Source organism: Chryseobacterium arachidis, from assembly GCF_900129245.1.
Taxonomy (GTDB): Bacteria; Bacteroidota; Bacteroidia; order Flavobacteriales; family Weeksellaceae; genus Chryseobacterium; species Chryseobacterium arachidis.
In genome coordinates this window covers 347,544-366,531 of the sequence record NZ_FQUT01000004.1, presented here as the reverse complement: position 1 = coordinate 366,531, position 18,988 = coordinate 347,544, and the positions used below count along the sequence as shown (strand labels likewise).

Sequence of the window (18,988 nt, the reverse complement as noted above, 5' to 3'; positions counted from 1 at the left end):
GGATCTCATCGATTCTACCATTTCCAATTTTTCCGAATTATTGAAGTTGGATGATTGCAATTATTTTTATCTGGATAATGTGAAGTTTACAAACAACGACTGTAATATTATAAAAGACTTTCCTTACGAAATTCGTTTTTCCAATATGAACTTTGATGCAGAATGTCTGAACGGTTTGCAGGCATCAGGACCTAAAAAGGGGAATAAATACTTTAAAATTCAAAACTGTCATATCGATAATATCCAAGAACTGGGTAATATCGCAGGTCTGTCTAAATTGATGCTGGATGAAATAACCTTTACCCATCATCCAAGAAAAATAAAAGAGAAATCAATTCGCCGGATTGACATTTCCTGCTCACAGTTTGAGGATATTTCTTTTATACCTTTTAAAAAATCGGTAAAGGATATTGATTTTACAAAATGCCGTATAGGAAGCTTTGAAGGAATTTCGGAGTTTAAGAAACTTGAAGAAATTGGCTTCGATAATGATTCTATAGTTGAAGATACAAGGGAACTGGAAAATCCTTTTAATAAAAAAATTACCTGTGATTTTTACTTTTTCAAGAAAGGTAAAAAGCCGATGGATTTAAAAAACTTATTGGTACTCAAAAATTATATTACTCATATACATTTTACCAATTTTAAAGGAAAAACAATTGATAATCTGGAAAAATTTGAAAGGTTACATAGTCTTACATTTGAGAAATCTAAGTTTTATGTGGATGCATTTTTACCCATTGCAAAACAAATCAAGAGCGTAGAGATTAGTGATTCAGCGATTAAAAAACATAGTTATTTGAATCATTTTCCTAACTTGACAAGCTTTAAATTAAACTGTGTTGAAGAAGAGAGTATAGATATCCGAAATTTTTCAAAATTGCTTCCACTAAAAAAACAGCTGAAAGAGCTGGATTTTTATGAATCTCATGATAAACCTGCAAACTATCCTATTGAAAAATTTACGGCACTGGAATCTTTAAAAATAGGTTTTGATGTTTCGTTACAGACTGCAGAATCCATTCTTACTCTTAAAAAATTAAAAAAATTAAAAATAAGGATAGAAAAAGCAAAGAAGGTTATCGATATAGGAAATTTAAAAAGGTTAGAATTTTTAGACATTGATAGTGAATCAAATGTTAGATACCAAGGATTTGAACATTTGAAACGCTTAAAATCTCTGAAGATAAGCAGTGACGGGAAATGTGATTTTAGCACACTTCCAAAAATAAAATCTCTGAAAAGGTTGAGTTTTGATGCTTCTGGTTGTAAGATTAAAGGATTGAGTCGATTTCCGAATTTAGAATTTCTGAGTCTTAAGAGAGTGAAGAAACTGCAATTGGAAAACTTGAAAAAGCTAAAAGTGCTGGATTTGGATAATAGCGGAATTAAAGATTTTTCTTCGTTTGAAACCTTGCCTTCCCTGAAAAGATTAGATTTATCATGCGTTCGGGGTGATATTAATTTAAAAGAAATCTCAAAATTTCCCAATTTGAAATGGTTAAACTTAATGGAAAGCTTTGGTTTAAACGAGATTTCAGCTTTAGAACCGTTAAAAAAGCTTGAACGTCTTGATTTATACCAGACCGAAGTAACAGATGTGCGGGTACTAAACTCTTTACCAAATTTAAAAGAAGTTAATTTATTGGTATGGAATTATAAAAAACAAAATTTTGAAGCACAATTAGATCGTCCGGAAATTATGATTTATTGTGGATTACCAACGATTAATTTATGGATTTGGGAGAGGGACGAATTTGGGATTTAAAAAGATAAGTTTAGATGTATTACAAATCTTTAGTTAATATGAAAAGGTATCATTTCGGATGCTGAATCAAGATATTCTATTTGAAAATAATAGGTTTTATTTTTAACGACATTGAAGTTTACCCCTTTGAAATCGAGAAATAAGCTGTTGCTGATTTCTTCAAGTTTTGCTTTTATAACAAATTGGGCAGATCCTCCGACTTCAAGGGTAATTAAATTTTCCGTGTATTTAATGGGTGACAGATAATTGACTCCTCTTGCGACTTTATTTTGATTCTCATCATACAAATTAACTGTTCTTCTTGTAAAACCTCCCGAATCATCAGAGATACTCGAGGTTATGGTTTTTTCGGAGAAATTATATAAACTTATTGTAAATATTAGGATTGCTTCTGTCTGCTCAATAGCTACACTTATCTTAATTTTATTCATGTTTTCTGTGTTTAGTATGTCTTCTTTTAATGGCTGTAATTAATTTATTTTCTGAGTATTCCCTTTCATCACAATAGTATCACCGATTTTATTAAAATAGAAAACCTCTTTTATAACCCAGCTGATACCGCTGATAGAATGTCCGTGCCACAGAAATTCCTTAAAAATTTGTGAGAGAAAAAAAGTATCCAGAAAATTCATTTTTTCTTTCATATCTATTCTGGTGGTATTTAAAATATCTTCATAAGAGGGATATTCTGCAAGGGTTTCGAATAATTCTAAAGCATAATTTTCGCCCATTTTTTCGTCATCTTCTATCAGTTCACGCAATAGTTCCTGATATTGAGGTTTCATTTTTTCATTGAAATCTTGTAATTCAATGCTTATTTCGACAGGATGTATTTCTTTTCCTTCGATGTATTTTCGGTAAAAATGTTCGTCATAAAATATATCGTTGGAACTGATTTCAAGGTTGTTAATATATATCTGCATGTGATATTTCTGTTTGAATATTTATTAAGAACTGAAATTTTCGTAAAGGATATTATGATCATTAAAAAAAGCTTCAAGCTCTTCAAAACTGTTAAAGTTGTGCAATTCATCCTTTGTATAGGTAGATTCATCATATATTAATCCTGGTGGACATTCTTCCCATGTTAAAATAATCTTCCCATTGTATAGCCAAACCTTTATTAAGCCGGTATTTTTATTCCGTTCATTTTCCTGATAAATGTAATGACAGGATTTGTTCGATTGAATTTTGGAAATAAACTTTTCTTTATCCATTTTTTTCTTTACCGAATAAAGCCAGATATTTTCTAAAAATAACAAATACCTTCCTGCCTGATATTCGCCATAAGAAAAGAGGTTGATAAAGTTGTTGTTTTTGAGGTAATTAACTTCCAATCCATCTTCAGAGGTATACTTTTCAATAAAACTGTTGGTTAGGCTGAATTTACTTCCTTTAACAATTGTATTAAAACTTTCCTCATCTATTTCCTTTTTCAGATCTCTTAACGGATTGTTGTAAAAATCAGTTAATCTGATCTTTTGATGTCTGATTTCGAAAATCTCTTCAAGACATTTTTCTTCAGCTCCGTCAAATAATTTTTGCCTGCTGATTTCAAATTTTTTAATCATGTTTAATGTGTTTAAAGATGCCGTTATTCCTTCTTTTCTTTTGGTGAAATTGTTCCATCGTTAGGATTAATAGCGTATTTTTCATAGAAACTTTTAATAGTTTCAGGTTCATGCGTAAAAGGATTTACTCCGAACATTAATACAAATTCGTCCGCATTGGCAGGTTCTCCCATATTACCGTTAAACTTATGGGGATAACGTTTTCTTTCATGAGTTTCTTCTGCTTCTTTTATTTCTTCTGTGATTTTTAATTCAGGGTTTTGTATTTCATACTGTTTTATCTGGACTTTTTGTTCTTCTGATAACAAATCATACACAACCCTTCTTAATTCATTATTTTTTTTATACACTATAATTTTTTGCAATAACCCATCATCCAAGATTTCAGGTAAATTATTGAAATCTATATAAGGAAGTTGAGTACTTCTATATTCCCGATAACTTTTAGCCTCTTCAGATTCTTTAAAAATTAGATACTGTTCCTGCTGATGGGGTTTGAGGATATTAAAAACTTCGTCAAAAATAGCGTTATTCAGATCTTCGATATTTAATAATAGCTTTAAATTAAACTTAGGGAGTTCATTGGCAAAAGGGGTAAAATCGTAGATGGCTAAATTCATGTTATTTGGTTTTTATAAATTTTTAATTGAAACGTTCAACTGATCAATATCGGTAATATTTTCATGATGATTGATTTTCAAAGGATAATCAACATTGAATTTTACATTTTTAAAAGTAACTGCATTAAACTTACTGTCAATAAAGGTTAAACGGTCTAATTCTGTTGTATCAAAAGTTGTGTCGGATATAAGACAATCTCCAAAATAACTCCATCCTAATTGGATTGTACTGAAGGTACAAAACTCTATGGAAACATCATAAAACTCGGCTTTTGTGATTTCATCTTCTGAAAAAGTACAATTGATAAATTTACATTGATGGAACTCACATTTCCGTAAAAAAGAATTTTCAAAATGTACTGAAGAAAAAATACAGTTAAAGAACGAGCTGCCTCCTAAATTAACATTATTAAAAGTACTTGAGGTAAATTTTATATGATCAAATACAGATGTATTCAAATCTTCATCTTCGAATGCGATATGACTGAATTCTTCATTTTGGATATCCAATTGTTGCCCTCCTGTGCGATCAAGCCATTTTTTATGCAACTGTATCTTCGCTTTTATATTTTCCATGTTGATGATTTTACGATCTTTTCAGGTAAAAAACACTTTATCAATTATTTAAACTTAATAATAATATCATTTTCATTCAGGCGTACATTTTCATTATCAATTATCACTTCTGCCCAGCGTAATGGATCGTCCGATTCGCAGTCATTGATAATCCGGAATTCAGAATAACCTGTATTGGTTTCAGGAATTTTAAAAATATGTTCTATCTGACTTTGAGAAAGATGATAGGTTTTAGATAAGTTGATTAAAAACAGAACTTCAAGCAATTCATTTTTCAGCCTGATGTTTTCGTCTTTGTTTTCGCTTTTCTTAATCAGTTCATTGAGCCTTTCGATTTCATTTGAAATCATATTTTTTGCGGTTTCCATGGATTATTAATTTGTGGTGATTACTTTATTTAGCTAAATAACCAAACTACATTTTTCTCTACATTATCACCTATTGCGGAAAAAGATTTGTCTGTGATCTCAAACTGAGTGTCATTTATAGTATTATCACTAAAAATGATATCGGTAAAATTACAGTTCTTAAAATTACAATTTGTAATTTCTGCTCCCATTATTTCAGCACTTGCAAAAGAACAGGATATAAAGGAACAGGATTTCAATGAGGTGTTGTTTAAGTTTGATTTTGTAAAATCAACATTCTGAAAGATGCATTCTTCAAACAATGTCTGAACAAAATATGATGAATAAAGTGATAGAGTATTAAATTCAATATTGATGTATTTAGATTTTACAGAAATCAGGTTATCCAGATTAATATCGTTAATAATTAAATCTTTAATTTCTATTTCATTAAAATTAGGCAAATCATCGGAAGTGTAATTATTTTTCTCCTTTATTTCGCTAAACAAATTAAATCTGTTTTCCATCTTGTTTTAAAATTTTCCATTCATATTATTATCACTCGTTGTACACTTTGAAAAATTTTGACATAAATTCGTCACTTCGAGTGTTTTTTCGCAACAAAGTGGAGAAAAAATGTATCGAGAAGATCATCTATCTTTAAAATTACAAATTTCTTACTCCTTATTCAAAGTGACGGAAGTAAATAAAATGCACAACTGGGTCATCTTTGTGTTTCTGATTCCGCTTGAGCGTACACATAACATCCGTTTGCGTAAAGATATTAACTTTAATTTGTAGATTATTTTTATGGAAAAATTATATTTTGAATGATAGAAGGCTATAGATTTGTATATTTTAATTATAATTGAAAAAAATAAACCAGTAATCTAAAACTTAACCACAGAAATTAAGATTTTAAGATGGGAGAATCCACCAATTGTATACAAAATAAAGAAATTCATGTAGAATTTTTCTTAAAAAAGAGAGATATTGTCATTGATGATTTAAAAAATATTTCACAGAACTGGAAATCTTATTTCCTTCGCTTTAATGAATTGACTGAAAGTGAATTAATGAAGTATTTATCGGATGACGATTTTTATATAGAAGGAGCCGTGCGTATCACATATTTTGGAAAAGAGCTCATCGGATTTAGATATTGGGATTTGATAGATCAATTATGTTCCTATTTTATTCATGCTATTTATGAGATTACTATTGATAATAAAAAATCTGTGAAATTTTATTTTCCAGATCAGCCTGTTGAGGTTTTTGTAACGAAAGAAAAAGAACTTGTAGGCATAAAAATAGGCAATAAAGATATTTTTTATCTGAATAGGAATATCTTTATGAAAGAATTTTCAAATGCCTGTAAAAATCTTTATGAAAGAATAAATATCAGTTCTTACGAATTGGAAATGGAGGAAATAGAGGAAATTCTGAAGTATTTAAGATAATTTGAGATGAATTATAAAGACATTTATTTTGAAATAATCCTCAATGATATTTTATGAATAGAAATATTCAGTTAATGATTTAATTTAAACAATTATGGGAAGTCATTCAACAGATACTATTTTAGTAATAGAAAAAACTCTTACGAAAGAGATTGTAAATATCGTAGATGAAATTATGCTGGAAAATAATTTCACACTTGCTTATGATTATACTCATTTTTACTTTGAAGACACAGATCCTAGTCCAGATAGTGATACTGATGATGCGAAATCGATAATGGTAGAAACTTTAGAAGATGCCTTAAAAACTTTAGAAGAATTTAAAGAACATCCTACAGGAGGATCTTACAGTTATGACATGCATTGGGGATATAATCAGGATAAACATGCATTAGGATATACTTTATTGGTTGCTTTTCTATCATTTGATTACAAAAATATAGAAGCTGTTATTTTTTACGTAAGGGAAAATATTTTTGAATTGGCACATGAAAAAGAATTGAAAAAAGTATTTGCTGAAATCAATAAACGTATTAAAGTAATTGCTGCCACACAAACAACAAATTATTATCAGGAAGATTATCATGAAATTGATGTGATAGAAGATGTTCTGTCAGGAAATATCCATCAAAAATATGCGTATAAGTTTAGCGAATAGATATTTTCTTATCTGCTGAGTTATATTATAAAGATTATTAAATAAAAAAATGCCATTCAAACAACCACAAAAGATAAGGATAAATTTTGATGATTTAGAGTATATGTCTAATACATCAGAAGAAAAACTAGGTTATAAAGGACAATTATTCACAGGATATGCCGTATTAGATTATTTTCTTGATGGGAAGATATCGTATGAAAAAGAATACAGATATGTAGAAATAATGGGCTGGGTTAATGAATATTATCCAAGTGGAAATTTACAAAGTGAAAAGCTCTGCATTTGGGACTCAACGAATTCAATATTATTAAATGAATATGACCAAAATGGAGATTTAATTAAATCAATTATGGCCACAAGCCCGGAAAAGTTTGAAGAATATGTCAACAAATTTAACTTATTAGATTCATTAATAAATTAAAATTATGAGTGAAAAAAAATTATTAGAGAAAAAAGATTGGGCATATTATGTTTATGAAGGAAATAATATGATTGAATTATCTGTTCCTATTCCTAAACCAAACCCGGGATTCGATGTCATCTATATTCTAAGTGAATCTGAAAAAGAAAAATATCTAAAAGAGGGTATTAAAACTCTTGAAGACAGAATAGAAGATATGAAAATAAACTTTTCTAATTATGAAATGATTTCATGGAGATGATATCTCTATAAAATGCGTCGGCTCGAAACAACACTTCTTTCTGGCAAAAAGTGAAGGATTGGTTCAACCAAAGATAAAAAATGACTTTTCAAAAATTGTTTGCGACATTTGAAGAAAGCTAAACAATCATAAGTTTAATAACATGAAGAGTATAGAACAAAGATTACGAGAAAATTATATAGTAGGCTGCATAAAATATAAGAATAATTATCACTTTTATTTAATGCCGATTGCCTGGTGGATTTTAAATTATGAAAAATACAGCCCCTCAATATTACAGGATGTTTCCCGTCAGGATTTTAGAAATGGGGCTTTAAACGTAACCGATGATCAGCTTGAGCCTTTTTTAACGGCTATTTTAGAAGATCAGATTTCTATTCCGGAAGTAAAAAGTATTATTGAGAATTTTTCAGAAGAATACTCCGAAATACTGTTTTTTATTGATTTTGACCGAAAAGAATACATCAGTGCATTCTGTGATATTGAAATAGAAACGTATTTGCCGGACGAAACCTGGACCGGAAAATTTGAATCCCCAACAGATTATCTCCCTAAGAATATAGTAGATCAAATAAAGTAAAAGAAAAATGAGCATTTTTTACGAAACATTAATCCTATTAAAAGAAAAGAAAGATCCAAAATCCTTTATACTGAACTTTAATGAAAATTTAAAATCCATCAATGTTTTGCTTGAAAAAAGTGATTCTGAAGTCATGGTTTTTAATGATGATCGAAATGAGGAAGAAAAAGAACCAATTTGGCTCGATACATCAATGACGGATGAAGAGGTAGTAGATTTGGTTTGCTCATGGAAAGGGTTGGGATTGCTAACATACAGACATCAGGATTTTCAATATGATTTGGGAATTAATTACTTAACATGGAATGATAAATATCTGTCAGGTTTTGTAGTCTCCTATGCTCATAAAGACACTCTATTTGAAGATGACAGGCACAAAAAGCTGATATCTAAAATATCTGAATTTATAGATTATGAATATGTTATAGGGAATATCAGTATAGATTCTAAAATTTATATAAGAATGGAAGACAGTTTAGAAAAAATAAAAGAGCATATTTTAAAAAATTCTTTTGAAATTGATAGTAGAACTTGGTAATCCGTTTATTTGATAAAAATTAAAAGATGGAAGAAAAATTATGTTTAAAATAGAGTTTAATAAAGCAAGAGAATTAGGAGCAAAAGATGTGGAAGATACATCTGTTAATGAAGCAATCTGGTCAATTTATCCTGAGTATAAATCGGACATATTTATTCATTGGGTTATCAGATAGAACTGGATAAAAGGGGAGATATGAGTAATATTTATAATGATATTATAGATATGCAAGAAGAGCTGAGTAATAATAACTCTCTATTTAAAATCGGTTTTTGATCCAGTACATTTACAGTATATTGGAATTTCACAGTTGAAAATAAGACAATTACAATTAATCCTCAGTTTTTTGTAGCTAACATAAAAGATAATGATATATTTTTAACAAATGAAGAAATCAGAAAATTAGATTTAAATATTGAAGTTGATTTTGATTACTTTATCAGTGAATGAAACAAGCTTTTAAAAAGTATAAAAGATGATTTATTAAACGAGGGATATACCGAAGACTTGGAAAATTTTGAATATTTGAAAAATTTGAAATAATAAAAAGGCAAAATTTCTATTAAAAACTTACCCGTCGCCACACAAATCCTTCTCGTATGGCTTTTTTCTAAATACTCTCTCAAAAAGTTTTTATTTTTATAAAACATCAATGGAAACGGCTCGCGCCAAAGAAAATAATAAAATGGAAAGTATATACATCTATAAAGACGAATTTGGTAATGAATGTACATTTCTTAAAGAAAAGTATAATGAATTGGTATGCGCCATAATTACAGATTTTTTTGAAGAACCATTGCCCGATAATGATTTTCGCAGTGATTTTCTAAATCTGTTGAACACATTGGAAGATTATGATGATGTGTATATTATAACAGGCGAAATGCCATTTTATTGGGCAATATGCATCATCGAAAACAGATGGACAAGTAATCATTTAATAAAAAATATGACCAGTGATCTTTTTATGGAGTGGTATAAAAAGTATAAACAAGAAAATGGGATCATATCATTTATCATAGGAGGAATTGATGAAGATACTTATGTTTTTAACAATGATGAGGGTGATAAAAGTATATTTTTAAGAGGGAAATATTATGAATTTATATCCGATTTGGTTAAAAATTTTTTCAAAAAACCACATGTATATAATGATCTGGAATATATGCTCATAGGTCGTCTTAATGCACTGCCTGCATCTGGAAACAATAAGAATATAGAACAATTTATAGGAAAAGAACTTTTTTGGGCTCTGTCTGTCATAGAAAATAAAGAAACGACAACTGTCTTAAATGAAAAACAGTTACAGGAATACACGGAATTTCGGAATGAGTTTTTTAAGACCCATCATATAACATCTTTTATTACTAATTCAACTGAATAATCCCTAAGTCTTTAAAAACTCATAAATATCAGCCTGTGCTCTATAAACTGCAGCATCGTCATTTTCTTCAATAACAGCCACACCCTTACTGTTAAGAGTTCTTTTTTTACTGTTGTCTCTAAGCTGATAATCTATGATCGTATTCAATTGTTCTTTTAATTCTCTGTCTGATATCGGAAATGCAATTTCAATCCGGCGGTTGAGGTTTCGGCTTAGCATATCCGCCGATGACAGATATGTTTTTTCATCTCCGTCATTATGAAATTTATAAATCCTGGAATGCTCCAGAAACATATCGACAATTCTGTATATTTTAATATTTTCAGAAAAATTGGGAATTCCGGGTAGAAGAGTGCATATTCCTCTTATTATTAACGTAATGGGAACTCCTGCATTACTGGCTTCCGACAGTTTTTTAATGACTGATTTTTCATCCAGACCATTGGCTTTAATGAATATTGCAGCTTCTTTTCCATTTTTTTTATTTTGAATTTCAGTATCGATCTGTTCTAAAATTTTTTCTTTGAGATTAAATCCGGAAACCCATAGATGACTAATGGTTTGTTCACTCTTTTTAGTCTTTAGAAACTTAAATACCTGTTTCAGATCATCGGTATATTGTCGGTCTGAAGTAAAAAAGCCAAAATCAGAATACACTCCCGCCGTACTCTCATTGAAATTTCCCGTTGAAATATACGCGTAAGAATAGGCTTTCTTATTTTTCGGTTTTAAAGTAAAAAGAGCAGTTTTTGCATGTACCTTGAGGTTGGGCATACTGTAAATTATCGTAATGCCAGCATTTTTCATTTCCTGTGCCCAGAAAAGATTGTTACTTTCATCAAAACGGGCTTTTACTTCAACAAAAACGGTTACTTTTTTACCATTTTTAGCCGCACTTATCAGAGCATTCGCAATCAGTGATTGTGATGATATTCTGTACAGAGTAACTTTAATATCCGTTACATCATTATTGACAGCAGCTTCATTAAAAAGCTGAAGAACATAATGATAAGAATGATAGGGAAACGAAAGCAAATGATTGGCTTCCGTCAGATTTTCAAAAATTGATTTCTTATTTTCAAACGGCAGGTAACGGATAGCAGGGTAAGGCTTGTTTTGTAAAGCAGGAAATTGGGGATTGGGAAACTTGAAAAGGTCAAAAAAGTTATGATGAGTGCCTCCTTTTACAATTTCATCATCTTTAAGTCTAAAAGCTTTCCTGCATATTTCCAACATTTCAGAAGGCATATGCAGATCATACAAAAATCTTGTGGAAACCCCGGATTTTCGCTCTTCAATTTTCTTTTTGATTTTAAAAACCAGATTTCCCGACGTCTCATCCTCAATTAAATAATTCTCATCCCTATTAATTTTAATAGCATACACGCCTAAAATTTCCTGCCCTATAAAAATATAGTGAAGACATTTTTTAACGATCGTATCCAGCGAAATAATAAAATCTTTATCATCAACCTTGCTCAGCAATACATATCTGCTCAGCTTGTCAGAAGGAATATTTACATAACAGTATTTTTCGGTGTTTCCTTCTTTTAATTTCACTAAAAAGTAAAGCTGCCGGTTCTTTAAAAAATATTCCTGAGAGGGCTCTTTTGATAAATATACCAATTGAATATACGACAGTATTTTACTCTTAAAATAACTTTCTATTTCATCAAGATGGACATTTTCCATGGCTTGATTTTCATAATAAATAATTCTGTTTTCTGCCAGTTCCTTAAGAATTTTTTTATTCCATATTTTTCCGAACTGTTCCTGCTGATGCGCAATCTCTCGGTTAATCTGTTTCAGCAGTTTTTTATCAGATCCCGAACGGATCAAAAGATTATTAACTTTTACCCTGTAAAACTCATCAAGATTTGAAGAATGTATCGCAAGGAATTTTATTCTTTCATAAAGAGGGTTACTCGTGTCTGCAGCTTCTTCCAATACAGAATTATTGAAAGATAACCATGAAAGCTCAGCCGGAAAAGCAGCTTGAGATTCTTTTTTGCTGTTTTTTACCATGTTGCAGAATTTAAAATGAAACACCTACTTATATCAGGTAATTATCAAAACTTAAAGATACATGGAAATAATCGATTGAAGTTGAACTTTATCTTAATTTCAGGTTAACTCAAAAATTAAATGATCTTCAGGAATATCGTATGAAAATTACAAAGATTTTAAAATCAGATAATTTAAATAAAAAAATGGTTTAGAAAAGGAGTATAGAGTTTTTTGATATTGCTAAAAAATAAAACTGAGTAAATTAAAAAAGTTTAGCAGAAGTTCAAAATTTCTTCTAAATTCGAAATATAAATTAGCGGAGTTAAAAACTTAGATCTAATTAAAAAAATTACTGATGAAAATCCTCATTATAGAAGACGAAACCGAATTGGCAAAAAGTGTTGCAGAATACCTTTCTGAAGAGAACTACCTCTGTGAATTTGCCTTCACTTTCTATGAAGCGATGTACAAGATTGAAACTTTCCAATACGATTGTATTATTCTTGACATTATGCTGCCGGACGGGAATGGGTTGAAAATTCTGGAAGAGCTGAAAAAGCAAAATAAGCAGGACGGCGTTATCATCGTTTCTGCAAAAAATGCGTTGGATGACAAAATAAAAGGCTTGCAACTTGGTGCGGATGACTATTTGACGAAACCATTCCATTTGTCGGAATTAATGGCGAGAATTTATTCCATAATCAGAAGAAAACAGTTTAACAATTCTAATATTATCAATCAAAATGAATTACAAATCGACCTTTTGGCAAAAACAGTATCAGTCAATAATGAAATCATTGCATTAACAAAAAAAGAGTTTGATTTACTCATTTATTTTATCGGCAACAAGAACAAAGTCATATCCAAAAGTACCTTGGCAGAGCATCTTTCGGGAGATTTTGCAGATATGCTGGACAATCACGATTTTGTGTATGCACACGTGAAAAACTTAAAGAAAAAACTGAATGATGCAGGCTGCGAACCTTACCTGAAAACTGTTTACGGAACTGGTTATAAATGGGAATCAAATTAGTGATGAGTTATAAATGATGAATTATGAGTGAAAAGAAAAATGTTTTGAAGGATAAGAGTTTTAGTTTTGCTATAAGAATCGTAAAACTTTACAAATATCTTATAACAGATAAAAAGGAATTTGTATTAAGTAAGCAATTATTGAGAAGCGGAACCGCAATTGGTGCATTAATTCGGGAAGCTCAGAACGCAGAGAGCAAAGCAGACTTCATTCATAAGCTTGCTATTGCTCAAAAGGAATGTGATGAATCTCTTTATTGGCTCGAACTTTTATTTGAAACCGAATTCTTATCATCCACAGAATATGAAAACATCAATAATGATGCTTTAGAAATATTGAAAATAATTCGTAGTGCCATCATCACAACCAAAATGAAAAACTCATAATTTATAATTCATAACTTATAATTCTTTGTGAAGCCGCTTTTAAACAAAACCACAAAACCCTTCATTATCTATGTCCTGATTATTCTGGTCATCAGCATTCCGCTGTATTATTTTGTGGTGGATGCGATCTGGAAACACGAATTGGATGAGCACAACAAAATTGTAGCCGAAAAAACCAGCTCTCAAATCAACAGTTTAAAATTATCCGATGAAAAACTGAACGAAACGATAAAGTTGTGGAACGATGTACAACCCACCACAAACATCCGGAATTTAGATAAAAACGACCATTTTAAGGACAGTATTTTCATTGTAGAAAAGCCACACGATTTTCTTGATTTTAATGACATTGACAGGTTCAGGTGTTTGTCGAAGATTATTTATCTCAACAAAAAACCATATCGTTTCAATATCGAAACCAATATCGAAGAATCTCAGGAAACTATTTTTTTCATATCCGCAACCACGGTTATTCTCTTCATTCTGATTGTCGGCGGATTGCTATTTCTCAACAGAAGACTTTCAAAATCGGTTTGGAAACCTTTCCGTGAGACTTTGGATCAACTGAAAACTTTCAGCCTCAATAATCAGACAAAAATTGAATTTCCGCAAACCGATGTCACTGAATTTGATGAACTGAATCAATCATTAAGCAAGCTGATAGAACATAATGTTTCCGTGTATAAAACACAGAAAGAGTTTACAGAAAATGCTTCCCACGAACTCCAGACTCCTTTGGCGATTTTAAAAAACAAACTCGATATTCTTTTGCAAAACGAAGATTTGACGGAAAAACAATATCATATTGCGGAAGAAATGAACCGCGCTTTGTCCAGAAGTTCAAGAATCAATAAAAATCTTTTATTATTAGCAAAAATTGAAAACAATCAGTTTGATAATTCCAAAATACATCTGGACGAATTACTCAATCAAAGTATGGAGATTTTGCAGGAACATTTTGATCAGAAAAACATTTCCGTTCACAGCGAAATTTCTTCTGATATAAAAGTGAACGGAAACATTGGATTAACCGAAGTTTTGATTAATAATTTGATTTTGAACGCTATCCGCCATACTCCGATTAACGGTTCGATTTCTATAAAATTAAACAATTCTGTTTTCGAAGTTTCTAATTCGGGGACAGAAAAACTGAACTCAGATTTGCTGTTCAAACGGTTTTCCAGATTCTCGAAAGACAATAACGGAAGTGGACTTGGACTCGCTATTGTAAAAGAAATCTGCAAATCTCAGAACTGGACTATTGATTACAGATTCGAAAATCATAATCATATTTTCTCGGTAAAACTGTAAATTCTAAATTTCTTCTAAATTGAGTTTCATCTTTACACGTTTTTAAACGCGTAAAAAGTAATGATTCTTAAAAAATTTCAAAAAATATTTGACAGCAGATTTGCTGTTTTATTCTCAATTTTAAGTTTATATATTTTATTTTCAACCCTTATCAGGATTGGATTTTTGTTCTGGTCTTCGAAAGATGTAGACTTTAATTTGTTCTACATTGTAAGAGCATTTTTCACCGGATTTTGCTATGATTTTGCGGTTGGAACATTGTTTTTACTGCTGTATTCAGTTTATCTTTTGGTTTTTCCGAAACGGTGGATGGGTTCCAGATTTGATAAGATTTTCACCTATGTTTATCTCGCAATTGTGCTTCTCATCATCTATTTCAGCTTGTTGGCGGAGATTCCTTTTTGGGATGAATTTGGCGTGAGATTCAATTTCATTGCGGTTGATTATCTGATTTATACTTACGAAGTGATTTCGAACATCAACGAATCTTATCCGTTGCCATTAATCATTTTTGTATTGGTCGCATTGATTGTTGTAACGTTTGTTTTCCTTCAGAAAAGAAAAATATTCAGAAGTACATTTTCAGACAAAATACCTATTTCAAAAAGATTCGCTCTTTTTTCTGTATTGATTCCGGCTTTAATTTTAAGTTTAATATTGAAAAATAAACAAGCAGATTTCAGCAATAATTTGGTTTTAAACGAATTAGGAAAAAACGGAACATTCTCATTTTTCACCGCTTTCAAATCCAATGAGTTGGATTACGAAACTTTCTACCCGAAAATCGATGATAAAGAAGCATATTCTGTTCTGAAAAAAAATCTTTTGCAGGAAAATCAGACTTATGTTTCCAACCAATGGGACGATATTTCCAGAACTACAAAATCCGAAAACGAGCAACATCCTAACGTCATTCTGATTGCGATAGAAAGCTTCAGTGGAGATTTTCTGAAAGCTTTCGGAAACAAAGATAACCTCACTCCAAATTATGATAAACTGGCTAACGAAAGTATTTTCTTTACCAATCTGTATGCAACCGGGACCAGAACTGTGCGTGGAATGGAAGCTTTAACTTTGTCTGTTCCGCCGACTCCGGGGAACAGTATCGTTCGAAGACCAGATAATCAGAATCTATTTTCTGTGGCGACGGTTTTTAAAGAGAAAAATTATCAGCCTTATTTCATTTACGGTGGTGATGGTTATTTTGATAATATGAATAATTTTTTCGGAGGACAGGGCTTTGATATTGTAGACAGGAATCGGGGAAATCCTTTGTCAGACGAAATCAAAACACAGCGTTTCAATATTCCGGACAACGAAGTGAGTTTTGAAAATGCCTGGGGAATCTGTGATGAAGATTTGTACAAACAATCGATTAAATACGCTGATAAAAGCAGTAAATTAAACAAGCCCTTTTTCCAGTTTGTGATGACGACTTCCAATCATAAGCCCTACACTTTTCCGTCTGGAAAAATCGACCTTCCGCAAGGCAACAGAAATGGAGCTGTGAAATACACCGATTATGCTCTGGGGAAATTTCTGGCTAATGCTAAAGCAAAACCTTGGTTCAAAAACACTGTGTTCGTCATCGTTGCCGACCATTGTGCGAGCAGCGCCGGAAAGTGGGAAATCAATATCGATAAACACCATATTCCTGCGGTTATTTACAATCTTCCTCAGAAAGCAGAAAAAATCAATCGTCTGACTTCTCAGATTGATTTGATGCCGACTTTATTTGGTTATCTCGGTTGGAATTACACGACAAGCTTGTACGGAAAAGACATTAATCAGACAAAAGTTGGCGACGAACGCGCTTTCATCGGAAATTACAGAACTCTGGGAATGTTGAAAGGCAATATTTTCACTCAGATTGATGACAGAAAAAAGGTCAAGCAATTTGATGTAAAAAAATCAAATCAATGTTTATCCGAAGTCAAATTCAAAAATCAGAAGCTGATTGCCGAGACGATTTCCTATTATCAAACTGCGAGCGAGAGATTTAAAAATGGGAAAATGAAAATAAAGTGATCCAACAAGCTTGCAAGCGGTTTCTTCTTTAATTAATTTTAAATCAGAATTCTTTATGAAACTACTATTTTCAGGGATTTTAATAATTGTTTTGAGCGCTCAGGGTATTTTTGCTCAGGATAGTTTATCTATAAAAAATATGACGGAAGACAGCACTTCTGTTGCTGAACTCCATATCGATAATACACATCAATTCAGTTACAAAAAACTAATTATTCCGGCCACTTTCATAGGATATGGCGTTGCCACTTTAAAGTTTGACAAATTAAAACAGCTGAATTTTTCGACAAGGACGGAAATCAATGAGCATAATCCGAATCATATCAATTTGGATAATTATACACGCTTTGCCCCGGCAGCTTTGGTTTACGGATTAAATGCTCTGGGAGTTGAAGGGAAACATAACCTCCGGGACCGAAGCATCATCTACGGAACGTCATTATTGATGACCTCTGCTGTGGTAATGCCTCTGAAACATATTGTAAAAGAAGAAAGACCGGATCAGTCGAATCGGCTGTCATTTCCATCGGGTCATACAGCTACAGCCTTTGCTTCTGCCCAATTTATGTACCGGGAATATAAGGATGTCAATTTCTGGCTGGGTATTTCGGGATATTCTTTTGCAGTTTTTACCGGCGTTTACAGAATGCTGAATGACAAGCACTGGTTCAGTGATGTAGTAGCCGGTGCAGGTATCGGGATTTTATCTACGGAAGCAGCGTATTGGTTGTATCCTAAAATCAATAAGCTATTTTCTGGAAAAAATAAAAATTCTTCTACGACGATGATGCCTTTCTACCAGAACAAAACTGTGGGAATTGGATTGGTGAAAAATTTTTGAACCATTGATTGTCAAATAACCTGATATAACATTCATACTTCTTCAGTGCTAATGTTATATCAGATTATATTTTGTATTTAATGAGATATCATACCCATAGCTGTCTTTTTATTTATTGGTATAGAAAGACGTTTCAATGCTTTTTATATCAAATTAAAATCAACACTGCGTAATGAATTTAGCTGTTTTGCCAACTGGACAATCGAACAGGTACCCACATCCACCGCCAAAATTCATTGCAGTTTCATAATCAGGACCTTCTTCCAGCTGAGCAACGAAGCGCATCTTCTCGCCACAACAATTACACTTGGGAGTCTCGTCATCCTGTAACCATGCAGGACTTCCGCTTATTTGCCCTAAGATATCGCGGCGGCGAATCGGATAGCATTCTCTAGCCATATTGTAATCGTCTCCATCTACTGTTACTGTTCTTGCTCCATATTGTGCTTTTCTTAATGCAATCTGTTTTTCTCCAGGATATACAAATTCCAAGTTTTCAGATTCAACGATCACCACCTTATTATTACCCCAATCATCACAGTTTTGCATGAAAATCATTTCAAGGCCGATATCGGTTTTAATTTTCCCCTGATACTGCAATTCGGTCCCACAATCGCATTTGGGCCATTCAAACGGTACATTATAATCTTTTACCGGAAGCCCTCCAAAACTCGTTTTAGCAATATCATCTACCGTATTGGCTTTAATCAATAAATTAATACCTTGATTTTTATCTGAATAAAATTCGCCTATTGATTCTGATTCGGTTTCAATTATTATATTTTCATTCCAAAATTCATCCCAACTGATGACTGTAAAATTTTGCTTAATCATGGTTTCGATCGCAGAATCCATTGTGTAGCCGGGAGCAAATCCGTGAATAGGCCCTACAAAGTCACCATCACTTTCAGGATATTTAATTATTTTAAAAATATAATTAAAGCAGGGTGTGCTCGCTTTTCCTACATATTCTGTCCATATTTTCCTGATGATTGAAAAACCAATAGTACAGTCTTCATCGCTTATTTCCTCTTCCTCTTCGAACTTAGGACCCGCATCCTCATACGATTGGTCATAGATATAGAAAGGAGAATCGTAAACAACTTTCGAGATATCATTTTCCAACATCCCAAAAGTTCTGAAAAACTCCGACAAATGAAAGACCAGCACTGCTGGTCTATGGGTATCTTGTGCTATTTTTGTGCTCATACTTTT

At 31.8% G+C, this 18,988-nt stretch carries 23 protein-coding genes; 14 read left to right on the top strand and 9 right to left on the bottom strand.

The window, feature by feature from the left end:
- Positions 1-277 precede the first annotated feature (277 nt).
- The gene (locus BUA89_RS10215; RefSeq protein WP_143152313.1) at positions 278-1,768 is read left to right on the top strand and encodes a leucine-rich repeat domain-containing protein; all 1,491 of its coding nucleotides are present in this window, start codon (positions 278-280) and stop codon (positions 1,766-1,768) included.
- Positions 1,769-1,797: 29 nt separating this feature from the next.
- Here BUA89_RS10215 and BUA89_RS10210 read toward each other — a convergent pair whose 3' ends face one another.
- The 7 genes from BUA89_RS10210 to BUA89_RS10180 are packed head-to-tail and all read right to left on the bottom strand — an operon-like array spanning position 1,798 to position 5,409.
- Positions 1,798-2,199 (bottom strand): hypothetical protein, encoded by a 402-nt coding sequence (locus BUA89_RS10210; RefSeq protein ID WP_072956727.1) that lies wholly within the window; start codon positions 2,197-2,199, stop codon positions 1,798-1,800.
- A 39-nt stretch (positions 2,200-2,238) separates the two neighbouring features.
- Positions 2,239-2,691 carry a hypothetical protein gene (locus BUA89_RS10205; protein ID WP_072956724.1) on the bottom strand — a complete coding sequence of 151 codons (453 nt, stop codon included), beginning with the start codon at positions 2,689-2,691 and terminating at the stop codon, positions 2,239-2,241.
- A 24-nt stretch (positions 2,692-2,715) separates the two neighbouring features.
- Positions 2,716-3,339, bottom strand: a complete 624-nt coding sequence (locus BUA89_RS22735) for a hypothetical protein (RefSeq protein WP_083531654.1) — start codon at positions 3,337-3,339, stop codon at positions 2,716-2,718.
- A gap of 23 nt (positions 3,340-3,362) precedes the next feature.
- A complete protein-coding gene (locus BUA89_RS10195; RefSeq protein WP_072956720.1) occupies positions 3,363-3,959 on the bottom strand; it encodes a hypothetical protein in 597 nt (198 codons plus the stop codon).
- Positions 3,960-3,971: 12 nt separating this feature from the next.
- The gene (locus BUA89_RS10190) at positions 3,972-4,535 is read right to left on the bottom strand and encodes a pentapeptide repeat-containing protein (RefSeq protein ID WP_072956717.1); all 564 of its coding nucleotides are present in this window, start codon (positions 4,533-4,535) and stop codon (positions 3,972-3,974) included.
- Positions 4,536-4,579: 44 nt separating this feature from the next.
- Positions 4,580-4,903 (bottom strand): hypothetical protein, encoded by a 324-nt coding sequence (locus tag BUA89_RS10185; RefSeq protein WP_072956713.1) that lies wholly within the window; start codon positions 4,901-4,903, stop codon positions 4,580-4,582.
- A 29-nt stretch (positions 4,904-4,932) separates the two neighbouring features.
- Positions 4,933-5,409, bottom strand: coding sequence for a pentapeptide repeat-containing protein (locus tag BUA89_RS10180; protein ID WP_072956711.1), 477 nt, complete (start codon positions 5,407-5,409; stop codon positions 4,933-4,935).
- Positions 5,410-5,805: 396 nt separating this feature from the next.
- Between BUA89_RS10180 and BUA89_RS10175 the strand changes: the two genes are divergently transcribed.
- The 8 genes from BUA89_RS10175 (at position 5,806) to BUA89_RS10140 (ending at position 10,167) form a co-directional block, all read left to right on the top strand.
- Complete coding sequence (locus tag BUA89_RS10175) at positions 5,806-6,342, top strand: hypothetical protein (RefSeq protein WP_072956707.1); 537 nt, start codon at positions 5,806-5,808, stop codon at positions 6,340-6,342.
- Positions 6,343-6,436: 94 nt separating this feature from the next.
- Positions 6,437-7,000 carry a hypothetical protein gene (locus tag BUA89_RS10170; protein ID WP_072956704.1) on the top strand — a complete coding sequence of 188 codons (564 nt, stop codon included), beginning with the start codon at positions 6,437-6,439 and terminating at the stop codon, positions 6,998-7,000.
- Positions 7,001-7,049: 49 nt separating this feature from the next.
- Positions 7,050-7,424 (top strand): hypothetical protein, encoded by a 375-nt coding sequence (locus tag BUA89_RS10165; RefSeq protein WP_072956701.1) that lies wholly within the window; start codon positions 7,050-7,052, stop codon positions 7,422-7,424.
- Between the two features lie 4 nt (positions 7,425-7,428).
- Positions 7,429-7,665: a hypothetical protein gene (locus tag BUA89_RS10160; RefSeq protein ID WP_072956698.1), complete on the top strand. Its 237-nt coding sequence runs from the start codon at positions 7,429-7,431 to the stop codon at positions 7,663-7,665.
- A 142-nt stretch (positions 7,666-7,807) separates the two neighbouring features.
- A complete protein-coding gene (locus BUA89_RS10155) occupies positions 7,808-8,245 on the top strand; it encodes a hypothetical protein (protein WP_143152312.1) in 438 nt (145 codons plus the stop codon).
- Between the two features lie 7 nt (positions 8,246-8,252).
- Positions 8,253-8,783: a hypothetical protein gene (locus tag BUA89_RS10150; protein WP_072956691.1), complete on the top strand. Its 531-nt coding sequence runs from the start codon at positions 8,253-8,255 to the stop codon at positions 8,781-8,783.
- A 40-nt stretch (positions 8,784-8,823) separates the two neighbouring features.
- Positions 8,824-8,958 carry a hypothetical protein gene (locus BUA89_RS23390; RefSeq protein WP_262487539.1) on the top strand — a complete coding sequence of 45 codons (135 nt, stop codon included), beginning with the start codon at positions 8,824-8,826 and terminating at the stop codon, positions 8,956-8,958.
- Between the two features lie 477 nt (positions 8,959-9,435).
- Positions 9,436-10,167 carry a hypothetical protein gene (locus BUA89_RS10140; RefSeq protein ID WP_072956683.1) on the top strand — a complete coding sequence of 244 codons (732 nt, stop codon included), beginning with the start codon at positions 9,436-9,438 and terminating at the stop codon, positions 10,165-10,167.
- A 3-nt stretch (positions 10,168-10,170) separates the two neighbouring features.
- On the opposite strand, the gene ppk1 is transcribed toward BUA89_RS10140, so the two are convergent.
- Positions 10,171-12,192 carry a polyphosphate kinase 1 gene (gene ppk1 / locus BUA89_RS10135; protein WP_072956679.1) on the bottom strand — a complete coding sequence of 674 codons (2,022 nt, stop codon included), beginning with the start codon at positions 12,190-12,192 and terminating at the stop codon, positions 10,171-10,173.
- A gap of 337 nt (positions 12,193-12,529) precedes the next feature.
- On the opposite strand from ppk1, the gene BUA89_RS10130 reads away from it, so the two are divergent.
- From BUA89_RS10130 to BUA89_RS10110, 5 genes are read left to right on the top strand one after another with little or no spacing between them, the layout of a single operon-like run.
- Positions 12,530-13,207 carry a response regulator transcription factor gene (locus BUA89_RS10130; protein ID WP_072956676.1) on the top strand — a complete coding sequence of 226 codons (678 nt, stop codon included), beginning with the start codon at positions 12,530-12,532 and terminating at the stop codon, positions 13,205-13,207.
- Positions 13,208-13,230: 23 nt separating this feature from the next.
- Entirely contained in the window at positions 13,231-13,593 is a 363-nt protein-coding gene (locus tag BUA89_RS10125) for a four helix bundle protein (protein WP_072956672.1), read from the top strand.
- Positions 13,594-13,620: 27 nt separating this feature from the next.
- The gene (locus tag BUA89_RS10120; protein WP_072956669.1) at positions 13,621-14,904 is read left to right on the top strand and encodes a sensor histidine kinase; all 1,284 of its coding nucleotides are present in this window, start codon (positions 13,621-13,623) and stop codon (positions 14,902-14,904) included.
- A 60-nt stretch (positions 14,905-14,964) separates the two neighbouring features.
- Positions 14,965-16,932, top strand: coding sequence for an LTA synthase family protein (locus tag BUA89_RS10115; protein ID WP_072956665.1), 1,968 nt, complete (start codon positions 14,965-14,967; stop codon positions 16,930-16,932).
- A gap of 55 nt (positions 16,933-16,987) precedes the next feature.
- Positions 16,988-17,773: a phosphatase PAP2 family protein gene (locus tag BUA89_RS10110; protein ID WP_072957138.1), complete on the top strand. Its 786-nt coding sequence runs from the start codon at positions 16,988-16,990 to the stop codon at positions 17,771-17,773.
- Between the two features lie 159 nt (positions 17,774-17,932).
- Here the strand turns inward: BUA89_RS10110 and BUA89_RS23300 are convergent, their stop codons facing one another.
- Positions 17,933-18,982: a hypothetical protein gene (locus tag BUA89_RS23300; protein WP_228420547.1), complete on the bottom strand. Its 1,050-nt coding sequence runs from the start codon at positions 18,980-18,982 to the stop codon at positions 17,933-17,935.
- Positions 18,983-18,988 lie beyond the last annotated feature (6 nt).